The organism is Prosthecobacter sp. GW821-HT29F12, assembly GCF_058803405.1.
Map to the genome: position 1 here is coordinate 6,453,024 of NZ_CM179517.1, position 18,885 is coordinate 6,471,908.

The 18,885-nt window shown below is 58.9% G+C and carries 16 protein-coding genes; 10 read left to right on the forward strand and 6 right to left on the reverse strand.

The features are described 5' to 3' along the window. The first annotated feature begins 14 nt into the window (after nucleotides 1–14). A complete protein-coding gene (locus AC3RLQ_RS26620) occupies nucleotides 15–1,352 on the forward strand; it encodes a neutral/alkaline non-lysosomal ceramidase N-terminal domain-containing protein (RefSeq protein ID WP_493031707.1) in 1,338 nt (445 codons plus the stop codon). Here the strand turns inward: AC3RLQ_RS26620 and AC3RLQ_RS26625 are convergent, their stop codons facing one another. Both AC3RLQ_RS26625 and AC3RLQ_RS26630 read right to left on the reverse strand, forming a co-directional pair. Next, nucleotides 1,353–2,060 (reverse strand): 3-keto-disaccharide hydrolase, encoded by a 708-nt coding sequence (locus AC3RLQ_RS26625; RefSeq protein ID WP_493031708.1) that lies wholly within the window; start codon nucleotides 2,058–2,060, stop codon nucleotides 1,353–1,355. Then, complete coding sequence (locus AC3RLQ_RS26630; protein ID WP_493031709.1) at nucleotides 2,057–3,502, reverse strand: amidohydrolase family protein; 1,446 nt, start codon at nucleotides 3,500–3,502, stop codon at nucleotides 2,057–2,059. The genes AC3RLQ_RS26625 and AC3RLQ_RS26630 overlap by 4 nt, the downstream gene beginning before the upstream one ends. A gap of 292 nt (nucleotides 3,503–3,794) precedes the next feature. Between AC3RLQ_RS26630 and AC3RLQ_RS26635 the strand changes: the two genes are divergently transcribed. Beyond that, entirely contained in the window at nucleotides 3,795–4,232 is a 438-nt protein-coding gene (locus AC3RLQ_RS26635; RefSeq protein WP_493031710.1) for a 3D domain-containing protein, read from the forward strand. 2 nt (nucleotides 4,233–4,234) lie between these two features. Here the strand turns inward: AC3RLQ_RS26635 and AC3RLQ_RS26640 are convergent, their stop codons facing one another. Next, complete coding sequence (locus AC3RLQ_RS26640) at nucleotides 4,235–5,611, reverse strand: DUF1501 domain-containing protein (RefSeq protein WP_493031711.1); 1,377 nt, start codon at nucleotides 5,609–5,611, stop codon at nucleotides 4,235–4,237. 173 nt (nucleotides 5,612–5,784) lie between these two features. Here AC3RLQ_RS26640 and purM point away from each other — a divergent pair, with 173 nt between their 5' ends. The 8 genes from purM (at nucleotide 5,785) to AC3RLQ_RS26680 (ending at nucleotide 15,209) form a co-directional block, all read left to right on the forward strand. Next, nucleotides 5,785–6,786 (forward strand): phosphoribosylformylglycinamidine cyclo-ligase, encoded by a 1,002-nt coding sequence (gene purM, locus AC3RLQ_RS26645; RefSeq protein ID WP_493031712.1) that lies wholly within the window; start codon nucleotides 5,785–5,787, stop codon nucleotides 6,784–6,786. 35 nt (nucleotides 6,787–6,821) lie between these two features. Then, nucleotides 6,822–7,508: an SGNH/GDSL hydrolase family protein gene (locus AC3RLQ_RS26650; protein WP_493031713.1), complete on the forward strand. Its 687-nt coding sequence runs from the start codon at nucleotides 6,822–6,824 to the stop codon at nucleotides 7,506–7,508. 119 nt (nucleotides 7,509–7,627) lie between these two features. Further along, nucleotides 7,628–8,878, forward strand: coding sequence for a hypothetical protein (locus AC3RLQ_RS26655; RefSeq protein WP_493031714.1), 1,251 nt, complete (start codon nucleotides 7,628–7,630; stop codon nucleotides 8,876–8,878). A gap of 52 nt (nucleotides 8,879–8,930) precedes the next feature. Continuing rightward, nucleotides 8,931–10,223, forward strand: a complete 1,293-nt coding sequence (lysA, locus tag AC3RLQ_RS26660; protein WP_422319945.1) for a diaminopimelate decarboxylase — start codon at nucleotides 8,931–8,933, stop codon at nucleotides 10,221–10,223. Nucleotides 10,224–10,250: 27 nt separating this feature from the next. Beyond that, a complete protein-coding gene (gene metF, locus AC3RLQ_RS26665) occupies nucleotides 10,251–11,174 on the forward strand; it encodes a methylenetetrahydrofolate reductase [NAD(P)H] (RefSeq protein ID WP_395729992.1) in 924 nt (307 codons plus the stop codon). Next, nucleotides 11,171–12,118, forward strand: a complete 948-nt coding sequence (locus AC3RLQ_RS26670; RefSeq protein ID WP_493031715.1) for an ROK family protein — start codon at nucleotides 11,171–11,173, stop codon at nucleotides 12,116–12,118. Before metF ends, AC3RLQ_RS26670 begins: the two co-directional genes overlap by 4 nt. A 121-nt stretch (nucleotides 12,119–12,239) precedes the next feature. Next, nucleotides 12,240–12,791, forward strand: a complete 552-nt coding sequence (locus AC3RLQ_RS26675) for an acyltransferase (protein ID WP_493031716.1) — start codon at nucleotides 12,240–12,242, stop codon at nucleotides 12,789–12,791. 114 nt (nucleotides 12,792–12,905) lie between these two features. Beyond that, the gene (locus AC3RLQ_RS26680; protein WP_493031717.1) at nucleotides 12,906–15,209 is read left to right on the forward strand and encodes a dienelactone hydrolase family protein; all 2,304 of its coding nucleotides are present in this window, start codon (nucleotides 12,906–12,908) and stop codon (nucleotides 15,207–15,209) included. 9 nt (nucleotides 15,210–15,218) lie between these two features. Here AC3RLQ_RS26680 and AC3RLQ_RS26685 read toward each other — a convergent pair whose 3' ends face one another. From AC3RLQ_RS26685 to AC3RLQ_RS26695, 3 genes are read right to left on the reverse strand one after another with little or no spacing between them, the layout of a single operon-like run. Further along, complete coding sequence (locus tag AC3RLQ_RS26685) at nucleotides 15,219–15,806, reverse strand: GNAT family N-acetyltransferase (RefSeq protein WP_493031718.1); 588 nt, start codon at nucleotides 15,804–15,806, stop codon at nucleotides 15,219–15,221. A 2-nt stretch (nucleotides 15,807–15,808) separates the two neighbouring features. Next, a complete protein-coding gene (locus AC3RLQ_RS26690) occupies nucleotides 15,809–16,234 on the reverse strand; it encodes a SufE family protein (RefSeq protein ID WP_493031719.1) in 426 nt (141 codons plus the stop codon). Beyond that, complete coding sequence (locus AC3RLQ_RS26695; RefSeq protein ID WP_493031720.1) at nucleotides 16,231–18,813, reverse strand: protein kinase domain-containing protein; 2,583 nt, start codon at nucleotides 18,811–18,813, stop codon at nucleotides 16,231–16,233. Before AC3RLQ_RS26695 ends, AC3RLQ_RS26690 begins: the two co-directional genes overlap by 4 nt. Nucleotides 18,814–18,885: the final 72 nt, after the last annotated feature.

The following is an 18,885-nucleotide window of genomic DNA, read 5'->3' on the forward strand; positions in this document are numbered from 1 at the left end:
CGTATGAAATGCCCATGAAACTTTTTTGTCTCACGCTTTTGCTGCTGCCTCTGACAACCTCTGCCGCATGGCTGGCGGGAGCGGCTAAAGCAGACATCACTCCCACGGAACCGGTGCCCCTTGCGGGTTATGGCGGCAAGACTCGCATGTCCCAGCGAGTGGAGCATCCCATCTGGTTAAAGGCGCTCGCGCTCAAGGATGACTCAGGCGCGACGTCGGTGCTGGTGACGGCGGATCTCGTAGGCCTGAGCGACACAATGGTCGCCATCATCGCGAAGGCGGCTCTGGAAAAGCATGGCATTCCGAGAGAGCGGCTGATCCTGAACACCTCGCACAATCACTCCTGCCCGGTGACGGCGGATGTGCTGTGGCTGTATTATGAATTCACGCCGGAGGAAGCGGCGGTGAAGGATCGCTACACGGCGATGGTTTACGCCAAGTATGAGGAAGTGATCGGGAAAGCTATCGCAAACCTCGCGCCCGCTGAACTGGCCTTTGAGCAAGGTTTGGCCGGAGTGGCGGTCAATCGGCGGCGCTCACGCGGCCCCGAGAGCCGCGCCCTCGGTGGGCAGGTGGATCAGGATGTGCCAGTCATCACCGTGAAGGCTGGCAATGATCTCAAGGCCATCGTCTTCGGCTATTCCTGCCACACCACCGCACTCGGCGGCCTCAGCATCAATGGCGACTACGCAGGCTTCGCGCAGCTTGAGTTGGAAAAGTCGTTCCCAGGCTCCGTGGCGATGTTTGTGCAAAACTGCGGTGGCGATGCGAATCCGCTCCCACGCATTCGCGGCCGGGATGTCGAAGCGACCGAACTCGCGAGCATGTATGGCAAAGTTCTGGCAGAGGCGGTGCGTCAGGTGATTGCCACCAAGATGCCGCCACTCAACGGGCCGATTCATGCAGCGATGGGCGAGACGGAGCTGTCGCTGCAGCCAGGCATTCCGCTCGAAGAACTCAAGCAACGCCTCCCCAACCTCACCGGCATGCCGAAACGCGAGTTCGAGCACTTCGTTCGCCAATACGAGACACTCGGTTCGCCGCCGGATCGTGTGAAGTATCCAGTACAAGTCTGGCGCATTGGCACAGACTTTCAGTTCATCGCACTGACCGGTGAGACGGTGGTGGACTACTCGCTCAAGTTCAAAGCCGCCTACGGCTGGAACAGCACCTGGGTCTGCGGTTACAACAATGATCTCACGAGCTATGTGCCCAGCCTGCGTGTGCTCAAAGAAGGCGGCTATGAAGGCGTGACCGGCATGTTTGAATACGGCCATCGTGCGCCATACACCGAGACCGTGGAGGAGCGGATCACGACAAAGGTCGAGGAATTGATGAAGCAGACGAAGTGACTACTTTTCCACGACCGGTGCCGTTTGCTCCGGCGTTACCCGGCCGCCGGGCAGCTCCAGAATGCGGATGTTGCGAAAATGGATCTCCGCACCTTCGGACTCAAGACAGAGGTAGCCTTTGCGTACTGTCGATTGGCTGATGCCATTCACGAACTTGCCGTTGATCGAGAGCTTCACCGTGCCGTCCACACAAACAACATCATAGGTGTTCCACTCGCCCTTTCCCTTGCAGCGCATCTCCCAGGCCATGCTTCTTTTGCCACGCGGATTGTCCGGGATGCCTTCGAGACCATTCGCGCCAAAGAGTTCGCCTGAGACATAGCCGGGATGATTCGGCAGCCCATCTTTGCCTGGATGCAGCTTCGGCCATTCGAGTTCGAGCATTTGTACTTCCATGCCTTTCGGGAGTTCTTTGCCCGGCGCTGCCGTTCCTTCACTCCACACAAACACACCGGAATTTCCTCCCGCCTCCATGTGCATCCATTCGATGTGCAGGACGAAGTTCTCATACTGCTTCTCACTGCGCATCACACCGATGGGCTTGCCTTTGCAAACGAGCATGCCGTCTTTGACGCCCCAGGTTTCAGGGCTCGTGTTCACATCCACCCAGCCGGTGAGATCCTTGCCGTTGAAGAGATCGCGCCACTGTGGGGCGTCCTCTGCGAGCAAGGCAGTGCCAAGGATTAAGCTAAGAAAAATGTGTTTCATGGAGTGATCCTTACAGCGCGTCCAGGACGGGCTTCTTTCACGAGTTTGCCATCACGCACGACGGGAATACCGTTCACGATGACATAGGGAATACCGGCGGAAGGTGCCGTTGGCTCCTCAAAGGTGGCACGGTCGATTACGGTCGCCGGATCGAAGACGGTGATGTCCGCGTCGGCACCCAGAGCGATGCGGCCTTTTCCCTTCATCATGGGAACATATCCTTCCAGACGCCGGGCGGGCAGGATCGTCATCTTGGCGAGTGCTTCCATCAGCGGCAGCAGCTTTTTCTCGCGCGAGTAATGGCCCAGCACGCGAGCGAAGGTTCCCGCGCCGCGAGGATGGCCTTTGCCTTCAATGAAGGGAACACCGTCGCTCGCGATCATCACCCCGGGGTGTACGATGGCCATCTCCACATTTTCATCCTTCATCATGTAGATGATCACCCAGCCGCCTTGCTTGCGGTAGCGCTCGAAACTTTCCTGCGTGAGCCGTTCACCTGTCGCGGCCCAGGCGAGATCGCCGTAGTCGATCTTGAGATTGTCCTGCCAGCCGGGATTGAACATCGCCGACTCCAGCACGGTGGATGCGGCGGTGTAGGGGTACACTTCGGTGCTGATGTCCATGCCTGCGGCCTTGCTGGCATCGATAAGTTTCAAAACTTCCCTCATGTCGCCAATGGCGCTGCTGCCAACATGTACGATGTGCAACGCCGCGCCGGTCGTTTTTGCGGCGCTGATCGCTTCCTGGATCGCGGCGATGCCAAAGGCGCGCATATGCACAAACGCGGGCACCTTGCGCTTGGCTGCGATGCGAAACATGGCCTCGATCTCGTCCGGTGTGGCGGCAGGCGTGTAGTTGATGCCAAAGCCAATGCCCAGCGCGCCCTCATCGAGTCCACGGTTTATCGCATCGCCCATGAGTTTCAATTCCTTGTCCGTCGCCCCCTTGTTTGCTCCATCAGGCTTCGCGCCGAGTCCCGCCACCTTGGCACGGTTGACCGCCCAGTGTCCGATCTCCAGTCCAGGATGAAATGCGGCAAAGCGTGTGGCGATGTGGCCCACCGTGGCTCCGTAGTTCAGTGGTGCCGTGCCTTCCATCGAACGATACCACGCCGCCACCGGATACACTCCCGCTTCCAGATCGAGCGCTGTGGTGACGCCATCACAAGCTTTGATCTGCATATCACTCGTGGTCTGCCCATGGGCATGGAGGTCGATGAAACCAGGCGCGACGACATGACCCTTCACATTCAGCGTTTCTTTACCGGCAAGCGGTGTTTCAGAGATCGCGGCGATCTTGCCCTCACGAACGCCAATGTGACGAACAGCGTCCAGATTTGTCGCCGGGTCAATCAAACGGCCACTGTTGAGTACGAGGTCGTATTCTTCCGCGAAAGAGCGGCTGACATGAAAAAACAACACGAAGAGCAAAAACGACCTCATGAACCTCAAACGGCACGCCGGCTTGATTTCTTCGTAGGGCCAGCCCGCTTACGATAGGCATTATTATGATGTCTATGGGAAGCGTTGACGCTCTAAGCGGTATGTGGCGCGTGATGGTGGGGGCGAAAAGATCGAACATGGGGCCCCGATGCCTGTCTCAGTCTTCACCCCCGGGCACGCAAAGAGACGCGCCCATCCCATAATGACTAACCTCCGTTTATTCCTGCTGGCCGCGCTGTGCGCGGGTTGTGCTTCCTGCCAAAGTGTGTCCAAAGTTGCGCCTCGAAAGGTGGTGAGTCTGCGTTCCGGCAGCACCCTCAGCAATGTCAAGACGACCGCTTACACCCAAAGTGAAAGCGACCACATTGTCTATGGTGCCAAGAGCGCCGTCGGCAACACCCTCAAGTTTGGCGCTGTGCGCAGCGCCGCTGCCGACTGGTCCGTTTACCCGGTCGGGACGGAATTTAAGATCGAGGGCGAGCCCTATGTCTATCAAGTGGATGATTACGGCTCCGCTCTCGTTGGTACCAAGACCATCGATCTCTACCGCCCCTCCAAGGCTTCAATGAACCAATGGGGGGCCCGTAATGTAAACATCAAGGTGCTCAAGTGGGGCTCCTTTGACCAGAGTCTTGCGATCATGAAACCGCGCGTAGGGATCAAACCCCACATCCGCCAGATGGTCAGCGCTATCGAGACCCGTTCGCCCTCCGGCATCGGAATTCAGTAGCTCTACACCAGCTCGGCCATCACCTTGCCTCCTTCGTGCACGATGGGCCGCGGGCGGCCCTGAGGGTCGATCCAGTTCGTGTTCTGTTCGATGCCGAGATGATGAAACACCGTGGCCGCGAGATCTCCCGGTGCGACTCGGCGGGTCTCGATCTCTCCGCCATGCTTGTCGGTACTGCCGATGACCTGACCATGGCGCAAACCGCCGCCGGCCATGACCATGGACATCACGCGCGGCCAGTGATCGCGACCAGCATTTTTATTGATCACGGGACTGCGGCCAAACTCGCCCATCATCAAAATCAACGTGCTGTCCAGCAGCCCACGGTCTTCAAGATCGGTGACGATGGCGTGCAAGGTGCGGTCCACGCTGGGCAGCAGCGGGGTGAGACCTTTTTTGATGCCGCCCCACTTCACTTCATCACCATGATGATCAAAGTAACCCCAGGCACCGCTGACGGTCACAAAGGTGGAGCCCGCCTCAATGAGTCGGCGTGCCAGCAAGGCTTTCTCACCAAGACTGTCGCGACCGTATTTGTCCCGCATGGCGGATGATTCTTCATCCAAATTGAGCGCACGCTGCGCACTGCCGGTCATGAGCACCTCATAAGCCTGCTGCGTGAAATGATCCGCCGAGGCGATGGATTCATTCGTGCCGATGCCACGTTTCCACTGGTCCATCTGCTCCGCCAGATCACGACGGCTGCCGAGCCTCTCGATGCTTAGACCGTCGACGAGCTTGAGGCGGCCGGACAAATCCTTGCCGCTGACAGGATTGAAGGCATTGCCCATATGGCCCGCGCCCCAGATGTCGGCGGGCAGTGAATCTGCGAGCGCCACATATCCAGGAATTCCCGGGGCATTGGCACCCCGAAACTTCGCGGCGATGGAACCCATGGAAGGATAGCCGCCGCCATCACGACCATCGTTCGTGCGCCGTGCCAGCGGATTGCAGGCCTGCATGGTGATGGGGGTGTGATCGCTGGCGCTGCAATCAACCGAACGAACCAACGTGAGCCGGTCCATGATCTTCGCGGTCAGTGGCAGATGTTCGCACACGTGGATGCCCGGTACTTTGGTCGGGATGTGGCCGAAAGGGCCACGAATCTCGCTCGGCGCATCGGGTTTGGGGTCCCACATGTCGATGTGGCTCGGACCGCCCGAGAGCCAAAAAAGCACCACATTCGTCTTTCGCGTGGCCTGTCCTGCCGCTGCGGCGAAGGCCTGCTGCTGGAACAGGGAGGGGACTGAAATACCGGCCAGTCCCGCAAGCCCGGTCTGCAAAAAGCCGCGACGGGTCGAGCCGATGCGCAGCAAATCGCCGCTCACTGGGCTGAAAGCCTGCGGAATGCTCGGTGAGGGAGTGGCAGTGGTTTTCATATATGGGAGGGCCGAAGGCTGAAGAACCTACGTCGCGAGACCGCTTACCTTGCTTTGTCCCGGCAAATCGCTGCCGAGGGGGGGAGGGGGGAAACTGCCTGCGGAGCCTCAATGGTGAGTTTCCGTTTGAGCCGCCCCCGCTTTCGGGCTAGGCAACCGGCCATCCATTTTCCATGAGCAGCCCCTCCGCACACACGTACAAACAAGCAGGCGTCGATATTCACGAAGCAGCATCGCTGGTCGATGACATCGGCGTGCTGGTGAAGCGCACCCAGCAGAAGCGGAAGCTGGCAAATCCTTTTGGTCTGTTTGCCGCCGCCTACGACCTCAGCGGCTACAAGCATCCGATGATTCTCACAGGCTGTGACGGGGTCGGCACGAAGATCGAGCTGCTGCTCAAGCACGATCAGCTCGAAGCCGCCGGCAAAGACCTCGTGGCTATGAATGTGAACGACGTGCTCACGACCGGGGCTGATCCCATCATGTTCCTCGATTACGTGGGAATCCCGAAGATTCAGAAGACGCAGATCACCCGGATTATCGCTGGCATGACCGAATACCTGGAGGCTTGCAATTGCATTCTCGCCGGAGGCGAGACGGCCGAGATGCCCGGCATGGTGCCCGAGGGCATGGTCGAGCTGAGCGGCTTCGCCATTGGCGCCTGCGAAAAGGAAGATTTGCTCGATCCTGGCACCATCGCTGCCGGTGACGTGCTCATCGGCTGGCCCAGCGCTGGTTTCCACGCGAACGGCTTCAGCCTCGTCCGCCGCATCATCGAAAAGGAGAACATCCAGTTCAGCGAGGACGAGATGTGTACTCTGCTGCTTCCTACGCTTCTCTATCATGAGCAGACGGCTGCTATCAAAGCCGCAGGCATCCGGCCGAAGGCCATGGCCCATATCACCGGTGGTGGTCTGCCGGAAAACCTTGGTCGCATGTTCCTCAAGCGCGGCCTGGGTGCAAATCTCCGTATTCCATTCTGGCAGAACGATGTAGTGCAAAAAGTCCTGCGCCACGCGGACCAAAAAGACGCCATCGACACCTTCAACATGGGCCTCGGCTGGGTCGCCATTGTCTCATCGGCAGATGCCGACAAAGCCCTCACCTGCGGCAAAAACGCCAAAATCATCGGTGAGATGGACACCAGCGCCCAGGTCAGCGTGGAGATCGTCTGAAAGATTCCGCCTTTTCGGCAGTGAAGGGAGGTTCCATGAACCGCCTCCTTCCTTCCTTCGCATTCCTCTTCGTCCTGCTGAGCGCCACCGCTCAGCAGCCAGCGCCAGCCGCCAAGGCCAAACGCACCCCGAATCCGGCCATGGACCCGATCCAGGATGTCGCGGGCCTGCCGCGCGTTTTGCTGATCGGCGATTCCATTTCCATCGGCTACACGCTGCCCGTGCGGAAATTGCTGGAGGGCAAGGCCAACGTCCACCGCATCCCCACGAACGGCGGTCCGACCAAAAACGGCGTCGCCAACATCGCCAAATGGCTCGGTACCAGCAAATGGGACGTGATTCACTTCAACTGGGGCATCCACGACCTCAAATACATGCCGGACGGCAAGCGCCAAGTCGAACCCGCTGATTACGAGGCCAATCTGCGCAGCCTCGTCGCCACCCTGAAAAAAACCGGTGCCAAGCTCATCTGGGCCACGACCACGCCCATCCCGGAAGGAGAGCTCAATCCACCACGCAAATTCGGGCAAGTGAAGGAGTACAATGACATCGCCGCCAAAGTGATGTCCGAAAACGGCGTCGCCGTCGATGACCTGAACGCCCACATCACTCCCCAGCTCGCCACGATGCAGAATCCGCGCGATGTGCATTACACCCCCGCAGGCAGCGAATATCTGGCCCAGCAGGTCGCTGAGGAGATCAGCAAGGCCCTGACCAAGTGAGTTGGGCGGGTGGTTTGCCCATTCCACACAGCGTGATTTTTTGTCAGCGCCTGCGGCGGATTCCAGTGCATCATGGGCGGGTTGCATTGGCCATGCGACGTAACCAACCCACACCTGTCATGAATACCCTGTTTCGCCGCTGCTTGTTTGTCATGGTGCTCGTTGCCGTGGTGGGCAGTCCACTGCTCAAAGCTGCCGAGACTGCACCGGACAAACTGCTGCGTGAATCCATGCTGCTGCCCGGCGTTTCTTTGTCGGAAGGCATCTCCGAAATTACTGGCGTCGCCATCAGCCCGCTGCTGGGTGTCAGCGCCATGGGCGTATGGACCTTCTACAAGACCGAGCCCCATCTGCGCCATCGCCTGCCTTGGTACTGCCACCCAGGAGTCTGGGGCACAGGTCTGGCGCTGATCCTCATCTGCTTTCTCAAAGACTTCCTCGGCACCGCTGCTCCACCGCTGGTCAAAAAGCCCCTCGATTTCCTTGAGCTGTTCGAAAACAAGGTCAGCGCCCTCGTCGCCAGCGTCGGCTTCGTGCCTCTGGTAGCACTCGCCATGGCTCACTTTAACAAGGGGGAGCCGCAGGCCATGAATGCGCTGGCGGATTCAGGATTGGCCGTGATGCCGCTGGCCAGCGTCCTTGACTTTGGCGTGCACACACCCTGGATTTCCATTCCCGTCGCCGTCATGGCTTTCGGCGTCGTCTGGCTCAGTTCGCACGCTCTCAATGTCCTCATCGCTCTCTCTCCCTTTGGCATCGTCGATGCGGGCCTCAAAATCGCCAAACTTGGCCTCATCGCCCTGGTAGCCGGTAGCACAATAATTCATCCGTATGCCGGTGCGGCGGTTTCCCTTCTGCTGATTCTCATCGGCCTGCTCTTCGCAGGCTGGTCGTTTCGCCTCACCCTTTTCGGCACCCTCATGGGCAGCGATTTTCTGCTCAACAAACGCGCCACCGTCGCCGATGTGGAAACGGGCGTGAAAGGCTTCCTGGCACGCCGTACCGAGGGCGTGCCCGTGCGTACGCTGGTCAGGCTGAAACAGGACCCCGCAGGCTGTGCCGTTCTGACCTATCACCCGTGGCTGGTATTGCCTGAGCGACGCATTGCTCTGGCAGACACAAACATGGTCATCTGCAAAGGACTGCTGCATCCCTCACTGGCTCAGCGCCCAGCTTCAGAGTGCGCTGCGGTTCGCAGTACTCTCATTCTGCTGCCTCGTTACCGCAGGCTGGAAGACACGATCGCCCGGCACTTCGGCTGCCAGGAAGTCATGGACGGGGCGCTCTTGCGAGGCTTCAAAGCCATGCGTCTGTGGCTCGTGGAGATGCTGTCCTCCGGAAGAAAACTCGTGGAAATGCACCAAGGATGAACCTTAGCGGGGTTGCGCAGGCGTGAATCCCGCCTATTTACGCCGCCCGCTTATGCACAGCTTCCGCTACCACCAAGGCCAGTTATTTGCCGAAAACGTCCCCCTTCAGTCCCTTGCCGAGAAATACGGCACGCCGCTCTATGTCTATTCCAAGAGCACCATCGCCGGACATTACACCCGTCTGGACGCTGCTCTGGCCAAGCTGGATCACCTGATCTGCTTTGCGGTGAAGGCAAATTCGAATCTCGCCGTGCTCAACACCATCGCCAAACTCGGCGGCGGCTTTGACATCGTCTCCGCTGGCGAACTCTACCGTGTCATTAAGGCCGGTGGCGATCCCGCCAAATGCACCTTTGCCGGCGTCGGCAAAACTCGCGACGAAATCGAATACGCCCTCAAGCAGGGCATCTACTGCTTCAACGCCGAATCAGAGGCGGAACTGCACTACATCAATCAGGTCGCCGGCGAGCTCGGCATGCAGGCCCCCGTCGCCGTCCGCGTGAATCCTAATGTCGATGCGAAGACGCACGCCAAGATCACCACCGGCAAGAGCGAGAACAAGTTCGGCATCGATTTCGACCAGATCATCGACGTCTATGCCCGCGTGGCCGCCGACTGTCCGAATCTGATCATCAAAGGTCTGCAGATGCACATCGGTTCGCAGCTCACCAATGTGGATCCTTTCCTGGAAGCCGTGCAGAAGGTCATCCCCCTCGTGACCCAGGTGAAAAAGAGCTACGGCATTGAATTCTTCAGCATCGGCGGTGGCATCGGCATCAACTACAAGCAGAGCCTCGACTCCGGTGACTCAGCCTGGTGGCAGGAAAATGCCGAAGTCCATCCGCTCACCATTCAGGCCTACGCCGAAGCCGTGGTGCCGCACCTCGAACCGCTCGGTCTGCGCATTCTTTGCGAACCCGGCCGCTTTATGGTCGGCAACGCCGGGGTCATGCTCACCAAAGTGCTCTATGAGAAGCGCGGCTCTGCCAAAGTCTTCAAGATCGTTGATGCTGGCATGAATGACCTCATCCGTCCGACACTTTACGAAGGCTGGCATCAAATCGTGCCCCTCAAGCAGCCAGCAAACGCCACCGTCGAGAAAGTCGATGTGGTCGGTCCGATCTGTGAATCCGGCGACTTCCTCGCCCAGAACCGCGAGCTCCCTCTCGTCAAAGAGGGCGAATACCTCGCGGTGCTCAGCGCCGGAGCTTATGGTTTCACCATGGCTTCGAACTACAATACACGCCCAATGCCTGCTGAAATCATGGTCGATGATGAGAAGGCCACCGTCGTGCGCGAACGCCAGACCCTCGAAGACGTCCTCAAAGGCGAGCACATCGCCTGAATTAGCTGAGAACTGCGCACCATCGACATGCACATCGCCGACATCCTCCAAGACCAGCGTCCCACACTCTCGTTTGAGTTCTTCCCGCCGAAGAGCGCCGAGGCCTTTGAAGCGCTGTATCAGGCCATCGGCGAACTCGAGGCTTTCAAACCTTCGTTTGTCAGCGTCACCTACGGCGCAGGCGGTTCCACACGCGAGCTCACGCATGATCTTGTCGTGCGCATCAAAACCACCACGAGTCTCGATGCGGTGCCGCACCTCACTTGTGTCTGCCACAGCGAGGCGGACATTGCCGCCATCCTCGAACGCTACGCGAAGGCGGGCGTGAGCAACATCCTCGCCCTCGGCGGAGATCCGCCCAAGAATCTTGCCAACTACGACCGTGCCAAAGACGCCTTCCAGCATGCCGCCGACCTTGTGGCCTTCATCAAAAAGTTCAACGACAGCGGCGCGCACCCCGACAAACGTGGCTTTGGCATCGGTGTCGCCGGATTCCCTGAAGGTCATCCAACCACGCCGAACCGCGTGCTGGAGATGGATTATCTCAAGGCAAAGGTCGATGCCGGAGCGGACTACATCTGCACGCAGCTGTTCTTCGATAATCACGACTTCTTCGACTTCCGCGAACGCTGCCAACTGGCCGGGATCAACATCCCGATCATCGCCGGCATCATGCCGATCACCAGCGCCTCAGGCATGCGCCGTATGGCGGAACTCGCGGCCGGTGCTCGCTACCCCGCCAAGCTCCTCCGCGCCATCCAGCGCTGTGGTGGTGACGAAGCCGCCGTGCAGAAAGTCGGCATTCACTACGCCACCGAGCAGTGCCATGATCTGCTCGATCACGGCGTCGATGGCATCCATTTCTATACCCTGAACAAATCCCACGCCACGCGCGAGATCTACTCCAGTCTCGGCATTCGTGACTCCGCCGCCGTGCGGCCACACTCATGAGCGAAGAAGCCCCCCTCATCGCCGCTATTGAGGCCGGCGGCACCAAGTTCGTTTGCGCGGTCGGCACCGGCCCTCACGATGTCCGAGACGTCACGCGCATTGACACCACCACGCCGGAAGACACCCTCGCGGGAGTGACCCGCTTCCTCTCGATGGCCAAGTCGAAGTACGGCTCCATCGCCGCGATCGGCATCGGCTCTTTCGGCCCGATCGACCTCGACAAAAAAAGCGAAACCTACGGCTACATCACCACCACGCCAAAACCCGGCTGGCAGTTCACCAACATCGTGTCCAAGCTGCACGACCGCTACCACGTGCCCATCGCCTGGGACACTGACGTGAACGCCGCCGTACTCGGTGAATACCTCTGGGGTGCCGGGCAGGATACGGATCCGCTCATTTACATCACCGTTGGTACGGGGGTCGGTGGCGGAGTGCTGATCAACGGTCAGCTGCTGCACGGTGCGCTGCATCCTGAGATTGGCCACATCCTGGTGCCACCACCTCACAACTCTTCCGCGATTCAGCAGGCCTGCCATTGCCCGTTTCACAAAAGCTGCGTTGAAGGCTACGTCAGCGGCACCGCTCTCGCCTCTCGTTGGGGTGTCAAAGCGGACGCGCTGCCACCCGACCATCCTGCCTGGGAAGAGGTTGCTGATGTCATGGCTCATGCGCTGATGAACCTCACGCTCAGCATTTCGCCCAAACGCATCATTCTCGGTGGTGGTGTCATGAGCCAGGAGCACATCCTTCCGCTCATCCGCGGCCAGCTCCACAGGCTCAACAACGGCTACCTCCGCATCCCCGAGCTAGGCCGCAGCATCGATGACTTCATCGTCTCTCCCGGCCTGGGCGCACGCTCAGGGCTGCTCGGGGCGCTGGCGCTCGGGAAATATGAGCTGGACCGGCACTTGAATCAGAAGACCGAGATAGGCTCTTTCTAAAAAGGCCCTATAAATAGTGACTTGGCGTGTTCCGGAAAAATAGCCGGTGGTCCTGTCGTTGAAGAGGGGGGCAGGAATCTGTCCTTTCAATCCAACCGACCACCCAGGCAGTCTTCCGACCATGAAACGGTATCTTAACAAGGTTCGAAATCTCTTCTTCGCCAGATACTGCCAAATCAACAACGTGGGCACACCTGGACGAGGTTATGTGGATGGCCGCTGGCCTGTAATACGCAACCAGGGGGCATTTCATCTGGGGAGCGGTGTCTGCTTTCGATCGTTTCGTACCCAGACAAGGATCGATGTTTTTAAAGACGCCAGGTTAAGCATCGGTGATGGCTGCTTTATCAACGATGGAGTAAACATCTGCTGCTCGACGGGCATCACCATCGGGCCGAATACAAAAATCGCCGACTGGGTGGTGCTGTATGACACTGATTTTCACGCGGTTGAGCCCTCGGAGCCCGTCAGGTTGGAGAGCATCACCATTGGGAAAAACGTATGGCTCGGAGCTCGTGTCATGGTTCTTCCAGGCTCGACCATTGGAGATCACTCGGTTATCGCGGCGGGGGCGATTGTGCGCGGGCACATTCCCGCACGAAGCATTGCTGCGGGCATTCCTGCGAAGGTGATCAAGTCCATCACATGTGAAGATGACTGGGTCCGGTCATGAGATGGTCCAGTGGTATTCCACTCCCGCCCATCGGGCAAACGCCACCTATAAGTAAGACTGCTCTCATTTCCACCATGCTTGCAAGACTGGCATGATGAGCGTTGATTCATCTCCATGAAACTACCGCTCGTTCTTGCTGCCCTGTTGCTGGGTGCACGCCTCTTGGCTCAGCAGCCTGAGACACTGCCTGAGACACAGCCTCTGATCAAGAAAGGTGACATCTCCGAGCAGATGCACGCTGCAGCGCTGGAGGACATGGACCAGCTGATTGCCGACTCGCTGAAAACGCGCGCGCAGCATTGGCACCGCAACGTCTCGTCTCCGCAAGCCTATGCGGAGTCGGTCCACGTGAATCGTGAACACTTCAAGCACATCATCGGCCTCAAGGACAAGCGTGTGCCTGTGGCCCTTGAACGTTACGGGGATGAGACAAACCTGGCGCTGGTGGGCAAGACGAAAACCTACCGCATCTACCAGGTTCGCTGGCCGGTGTTGGAGCAAGTCTCGGGAGAAGGCCTGCTGTTGGAACCGAAAGGCAAGCCTCGCGGCTACATCATCGCACTGCCGGATGCCGATCAGACACCGGAGCAGATCGCTGGTCTGACTTCGGGTGTGGCGCCAGAGGCGCAGATCGCCCGTCGGTTCGTGGAAAATGGCTTCGCCGTCATCGTGCCGGTCTTGATCAATCGCAGTGATGCAGGCTCAGGTAATCCGGAGATCCTCATGACGAACATGCCGCATCGTGAATGGATTCACCGGCAGGCCTACATGATGGGCCGGCACATCATCGGCTACGAAGTGCAGAAGGTGCTGGCGCTGGTGGATTGGATCAACATCCATCGCAACGAGCAGATTGGCATCGCAGGTTATGGCGAAGGCGGGCTCATCGCCATGTACGCAGCCGCTGTGGATCCGCGCATCGACGCTGCACTGGTGAGCGGTTACTTCAAATCACGCCAGCGCACCTGGCGCGAGCCTCTGTATCGCAACGTGTGGGGCCTCCTCGCCGAATTTGGCGACGCCGAAATCGCCTCACTCATCGCTCCACGCGGACTCGTCATTCAGTATGCGGAAGAACCCAATGTGGATGGTCCTCCCGAGCCCAAGGGCAAAAAAGGCCAGGCTGCACCAGGCAAGCTCAGCACGCCCGAGTTTGACGAGGTGGAGGAGGAGTATCTGCGCATTGATTCACTGGTGCCGGCCAGCCTTCAACGTCGTTCACTCGTACGCGGTGATGCTGCTGCGGCTAACGCCCTCGCGAAGCTGCTCAAGACCGAGACGAACATGGCGCTGTCCAAAGAGCTGCCCCAGAACCTGCGCCAGACTTATCTGCCTGCCGTGCGCCAGTTTGCTCAGATGAAGGAAATCGAGGCCCATGTGCAGCGCTTGATACGGGGATCGGATCAGGTCAGAAATGATTTCTTCCTCTTCAAGGCCATGCCGGAGTTTCGTAATGATGCCTGGACCTACGCCCAATTTGCCGACAAAAAGCCCGACAAGTTCATTGCTGCGACCAAAGACTTCCGCAAGACGTTCTGGGACGAAGTGATCGGCAGGATTGACACGCCGCTGCCCACGCCGAAGCCACGCACGCGCAAGATTTACGACAAACCAAAATGGACGGGCTACGAAGTCGTGCTGGATGTCGGTGGTGAAGGTTTCGCCTGGGGAGTTCTTCTTCTGCCCAAAGATTTGCAGCCCGGAGAGAAGCGTCCCGTCGTCGTCTGTCAGCATGGACGCCATGGCATTCCATCAGACGTGATCGAAGGCGACAAGCCCGCGTATCACGACTTTGCCGCCCATCTCGCTGAGCGCGGTTTTATCACCCTCGCCCCGCATAATTTGTACAAGGAAGAGGAGCAGTACCGCACCCTCTCACGCAAAGGCAACACAGTGAAAACCTCCATGTTTTCCGTCATGCTGCGGCATCACCAGCAATGGCTCAAATGGCTCGCTGATCTCCCGCAGGTGGATGCCAAACGCATCGGCTTCTACGGTCTCAGCTACGGCGGGGAATCTGCTGTGCGCATTCCGCCATTGCTCGACGGCTACTGCCTCTCCATCTGCTCCGGTGACTTCAACGACTGGACCCGCAAGGTTGCCACCACCGAGGACAAGCACAGCTTCATGTTCACGGACGAGTGGGAGATGCCCTATTTCAACATGGGCAGCACCTTCAGCTACGCCGAGCTCACTTACCTCATGTTCCCACGGCCGTTCATGGTCGAGCGCGGTCATCACGACGGCGTCTCCATCGATCCCTGGGTCGCCTATGAATATGCCAAGACCCGCTGGCTCTACGCCCAGTTTGGCATGGAGGAAAAAACCGAAATCGAGTTCTTCAACGGTGGCCACACCATCAATGGGCAGGGGACTTTTAACTTCCTGCACAAACAGTTGAACTGGCCCAAGCCCTAGCTCGCGCCATCACGCCAGTTCCTTTATCCAAAACGTCAATGTCTTTGGAGATTCGGTCTCTTCACCGATCTCCTTCCACACAAACGTCGCCTGCAGCTCCGGATGCTTTTCATAACCCTGATTGCCCCAAAACTTGTCGAGCGGCCGATAGCCCTGCGGGCGCTGAGGATGCTCGGCAGGGCGGTCCACCGCGCAGAACGTGCTGCATTTCATGCCCAGCTTTCGAGCGTGGGCTTCACGTCGTACGAAGAACTCTTTGCCAATGCCTTGGCCTCGATAGGCGGGCAGCAGGATCGATTCACCGAAGTAGCAGATGGTGGAGAGATCGTAATCAGCCTGCACGAACGCCGCTTGAAATTCAGGCCCTTCATCAACCATTGGCAGGCACGTCGTCGCTCCCACCACCCGCTCCTCATCAAACACCAGCACCACCAGACTGCCGCTGGACCTCACATAGGTTCCAAGATACTCACGCTCATGCTCCAGTGTGCCGGCATACAGATAGGGATACTCATGAAACACCGCGATGCGCAGTTCACCCAGCGCATCGAGATGCGGTGCCAGTTCAGCACCATGGAAGTTTTGCAGGCGCAGCATGCTTAGAGGGACGAGTTGGAAGTGATAAACTGGTTCGCCATGTCGCGGATCCTGAGGCGCATGTTGGCCAGTCCGTTCAAACGCGTGGGCGAAAGCATTTTGGTGAAACCACATGCTTCCCACATACGAGGCTCGACCGCAGCGACTTCGGAAGGTTCGGCGTCGGTGTACAATTCGCACAGCAGCGCGGCGAGACCTTTCACCATGGGGGATTCGGCATCGCAGAGGAAGCGTGTGCGGCCATTCACGAGCTCACCATGCAGCCAGACGCGCGAGACGCAGCCGGGCACAAGATTTGCTTCAGTTTTTTGCGCCTCATTCAGTTTCACCGCATGCCCGCGCATGACGACGGCGTTCAGACGTTCATGCGGGTCGTGAATGATGTTCAGGTCGTCGATGAGCGACTGCTGTTTTTCATCAAGGCTCATTTCAGCTTCGCGAGACGGCCCCGGCTCCAGTTGAGGCCCGTCTGGATGGCCTCGTCATTGGCAATTGCGGCGGCGAGTTTTTCCCAGATCGCCACGGCATTGGCAAAGGCAGCCTTGGCTTCGGTCTTTTTGCCGGCGCTCTCGCTGGTGTGACCCAGCGAGCCATAGAGTTGCGCCAGCTGGCTGGCCCACATGCGTCGCTCCGGGGTGAGGTTGTCATTGGCAGGCTGCGCCTTGATGAGTGATTCGAGAGATTCCACGGCCTGCTTCGCAATCGGAAGTGAAGCGGAAGTCTTGCCAGTGTCAGCGAGCAGTTCGGCGTATTCGCCGCGCAGTTTGGCCAGCAGAAAGCCGTAGCGCACATTCTCCTTGTCATCCGCGAGGATTTCGTTCACCAGCTCGATGGCATCTTGCTTCTTCTTGCTTGCCTCAGCCGGGTTGCCAGCATCGCGTGATAGCGAAGCAAGGGCACCGTAATTGCGGGCAAGCAGGTACTTCACCTCGCCCCACTCAGGCAGCAGACGATTGAGTTCCAGCAGGATTGGGACCGCCTGGTTGTGCGCCTCCTTGGCATCCGAGCCACTGAAATGACGACCAATCAGTTCTGCCAGTTCGGTGTAGGCCTCCGCCAGCAGCAACGCCTGGTCCTGGTTGCGCGGGCTGCTGCCGAGCACCAGCTCTCCCATGTCCTTCACGGAATCGATCAGCGTGTTGAGCGCATCCTCGACCTTGCCCGCATCACGCTGGCTGATGCCTTTGGCAAACTTGGCCCGTGCGAGGATGAATTTTTCGTCGTTGATCAGGTCGTGACCGATCATCTTGGCATCGAGAATCGTCGGCACTCGCGCCAGCGCCTGCTCGGAGTCGGCCACATCTCCATTGCGCAGCGTGCGCAGGCCATATTCTAGCCATGCACGGGCGCATTCATTCCGCGCGAGGCGGTTTTTCGGATCAGCCGCCAGGCCCTTGTCCAGATTGACCGTGGCTTCCTTGAGCAGGGTGAGGGATTCCACATGGCGGCCCTCGCGTCCGCGGATGTCGGAGAGCAGCAGGCTGTAGCGGCCCAGCCACTGCTGGTAAAGTGCGGTCTGGGCTCCTTCTCCGGTTGCTTTACGGATCAATTCAGCGGCCTGATCACGCGCCTTGGTGAGGTAAACCACCGCCTGCACGCTGTTGCGCAGCTTGAGGTGCAGCTGGCCGATGTTGCCATACGCACGCAGCCTTTCCACTCCGAGCGTGGGGGATTGTTCCAGAGCAGGGAGCCCGCGCATGCAGTAGGCCAGTGCGTCATGCAGCTGCTCCTTCTGAAAGCTGGCCTCCATCTCATTGCCCGTGGGGGTCTGCAGCAGCTGCGTGAGGAACTGGTCCACCGCGTTCTGCGAATTCTGCAGATTTTGATCCGCCACAGCCTTGGCGCTGTGCTCGTTGTCGCGCTCACTGGTCAGCAGGTCGATGCGGTTGTGAAGCGCATCACTTTCCATCTTGTGCACCTCATTGATGTTGGAGATGGTGTTTTCCGCCTTGTTCAGGTTTCGCTGGGTCCTGAAGGCGTAAACAAAGCAGAGCACGAAAATGACCAGCAGGGAAATGGCGGTGGTCTGCCACGTCAGCACCTTTTTGGCCTGCTTCTGACGCTCGCGCACGGTCTGCTCACGCGATTCTTCCAGCAGGTAGTCGCTTTCCAGCACCTCAAACTCACGCACAATCTCGCGCATGTCCGCCCAGCGCGCTGCTGGGTTCAGATCCAAGGCCCGCTCGATGATGCTGCGGCGGCGCTCCTCCCATTTGGACTGGGCCTCCTGCGGCCAGTAGATTTTAGGCTGCGCTTTGACGGCGGCCAGCAAAGCATTGCTGTTCACTTGTACGGCCAGCCCCAATGCCGCCTGCTGCTGGGCACGTTCCACCTCGCTCGCCCACATGTCCGCACCGCGCGGCAGAGTGCCGTTGAGCAGGCGATATGCCAGCACACCAAAGCTGTACACATCCCAAGACGGACCATAGCCTGCAAACACCCCATCCGGGTTTTCCGCCTGTTCGGGGCAGAGATGCACAAAGTGATCCGTCAATTCGAGATGATGAATCCCCCCCACCCAGCCCTGAGCGATGTCGGTGAGGCGGATCGAAGACTCCGCATCGTCCTCCAGCAGGATGTTCGACGGGCGCAGGTTGCCATGCGGAATGCCGTGCTTGTGCAGCCAGGAGAGGGCATCGGCGACTTCATAGATGTGGCGCCAGGCCTGCTCCGGTGGCAGGCCATTGCAGGCGGATTCCAGCGTCGGTGTCTGCCACTGACGGCGGCCATGGCTGTCCTTCGTCATCACGCCGACCAGCGGCATCACACAAAAGTAGGGCGTTCTGTCAAAACTGTAGCTTTCCACCGGCAGCACACCGCGATGGTGCGGCATCTGCTGCAAGGCGCGGAAGGCCGTCGCCAGCGCTTTGCGATTGATCGCCATCGAACTAAACACCTTCACGGCACAGGCTTTGCCGTTGGCGGACACCGCCCGGTACACGGCACCACACCGCCCGCTGCCGACTAGGTCCTGCAATTCATGTCCGGCGATTTCAGGCAGACTCATGCGTGATTCAGGTGTCTCTAGTAGGTGGTTGATGACCCCGGATGACGCGAAAACTGGACTGCAGAAGCATCA

Coding starts and splice junctions, on each gene's coding strand:
- AC3RLQ_RS26620 (WP_493031707.1), top strand. CDS start 15: ATGAAACTTTTTTGTCTCACGCTTTTGCTGCTGCCTCTGACAACCTCT.
- AC3RLQ_RS26625 (WP_493031708.1), bottom strand. CDS start 2,060: ATGAAACACATTTTTCTTAGCTTAATCCTTGGCACTGCCTTGCTCGCA.
- AC3RLQ_RS26630 (WP_493031709.1), bottom strand. CDS start 3,502: ATGAGGTCGTTTTTGCTCTTCGTGTTGTTTTTTCATGTCAGCCGCTCT.
- AC3RLQ_RS26640 (WP_493031711.1), bottom strand. CDS start 5,611: ATGAAAACCACTGCCACTCCCTCACCGAGCATTCCGCAGGCTTTCAGC.
- purM (WP_493031712.1), top strand. CDS start 5,785: ATGAGCAGCCCCTCCGCACACACGTACAAACAAGCAGGCGTCGATATT.
- AC3RLQ_RS26650 (WP_493031713.1), top strand. CDS start 6,822: ATGAACCGCCTCCTTCCTTCCTTCGCATTCCTCTTCGTCCTGCTGAGC.
- AC3RLQ_RS26655 (WP_493031714.1), top strand. CDS start 7,628: ATGAATACCCTGTTTCGCCGCTGCTTGTTTGTCATGGTGCTCGTTGCC.
- lysA (WP_422319945.1), top strand. CDS start 8,931: ATGCACAGCTTCCGCTACCACCAAGGCCAGTTATTTGCCGAAAACGTC.
- metF (WP_395729992.1), top strand. CDS start 10,251: ATGCACATCGCCGACATCCTCCAAGACCAGCGTCCCACACTCTCGTTT.
- AC3RLQ_RS26670 (WP_493031715.1), top strand. CDS start 11,171: ATGAGCGAAGAAGCCCCCCTCATCGCCGCTATTGAGGCCGGCGGCACC.
- AC3RLQ_RS26675 (WP_493031716.1), top strand. CDS start 12,240: ATGAAACGGTATCTTAACAAGGTTCGAAATCTCTTCTTCGCCAGATAC.
- AC3RLQ_RS26680 (WP_493031717.1), top strand. CDS start 12,906: ATGAAACTACCGCTCGTTCTTGCTGCCCTGTTGCTGGGTGCACGCCTC.
- AC3RLQ_RS26685 (WP_493031718.1), bottom strand. CDS start 15,806: ATGCTGCGCCTGCAAAACTTCCATGGTGCTGAACTGGCACCGCATCTC.
- AC3RLQ_RS26690 (WP_493031719.1), bottom strand. CDS start 16,234: ATGAGCCTTGATGAAAAACAGCAGTCGCTCATCGACGACCTGAACATC.
- AC3RLQ_RS26695 (WP_493031720.1), bottom strand. CDS start 18,813: ATGAGTCTGCCTGAAATCGCCGGACATGAATTGCAGGACCTAGTCGGC.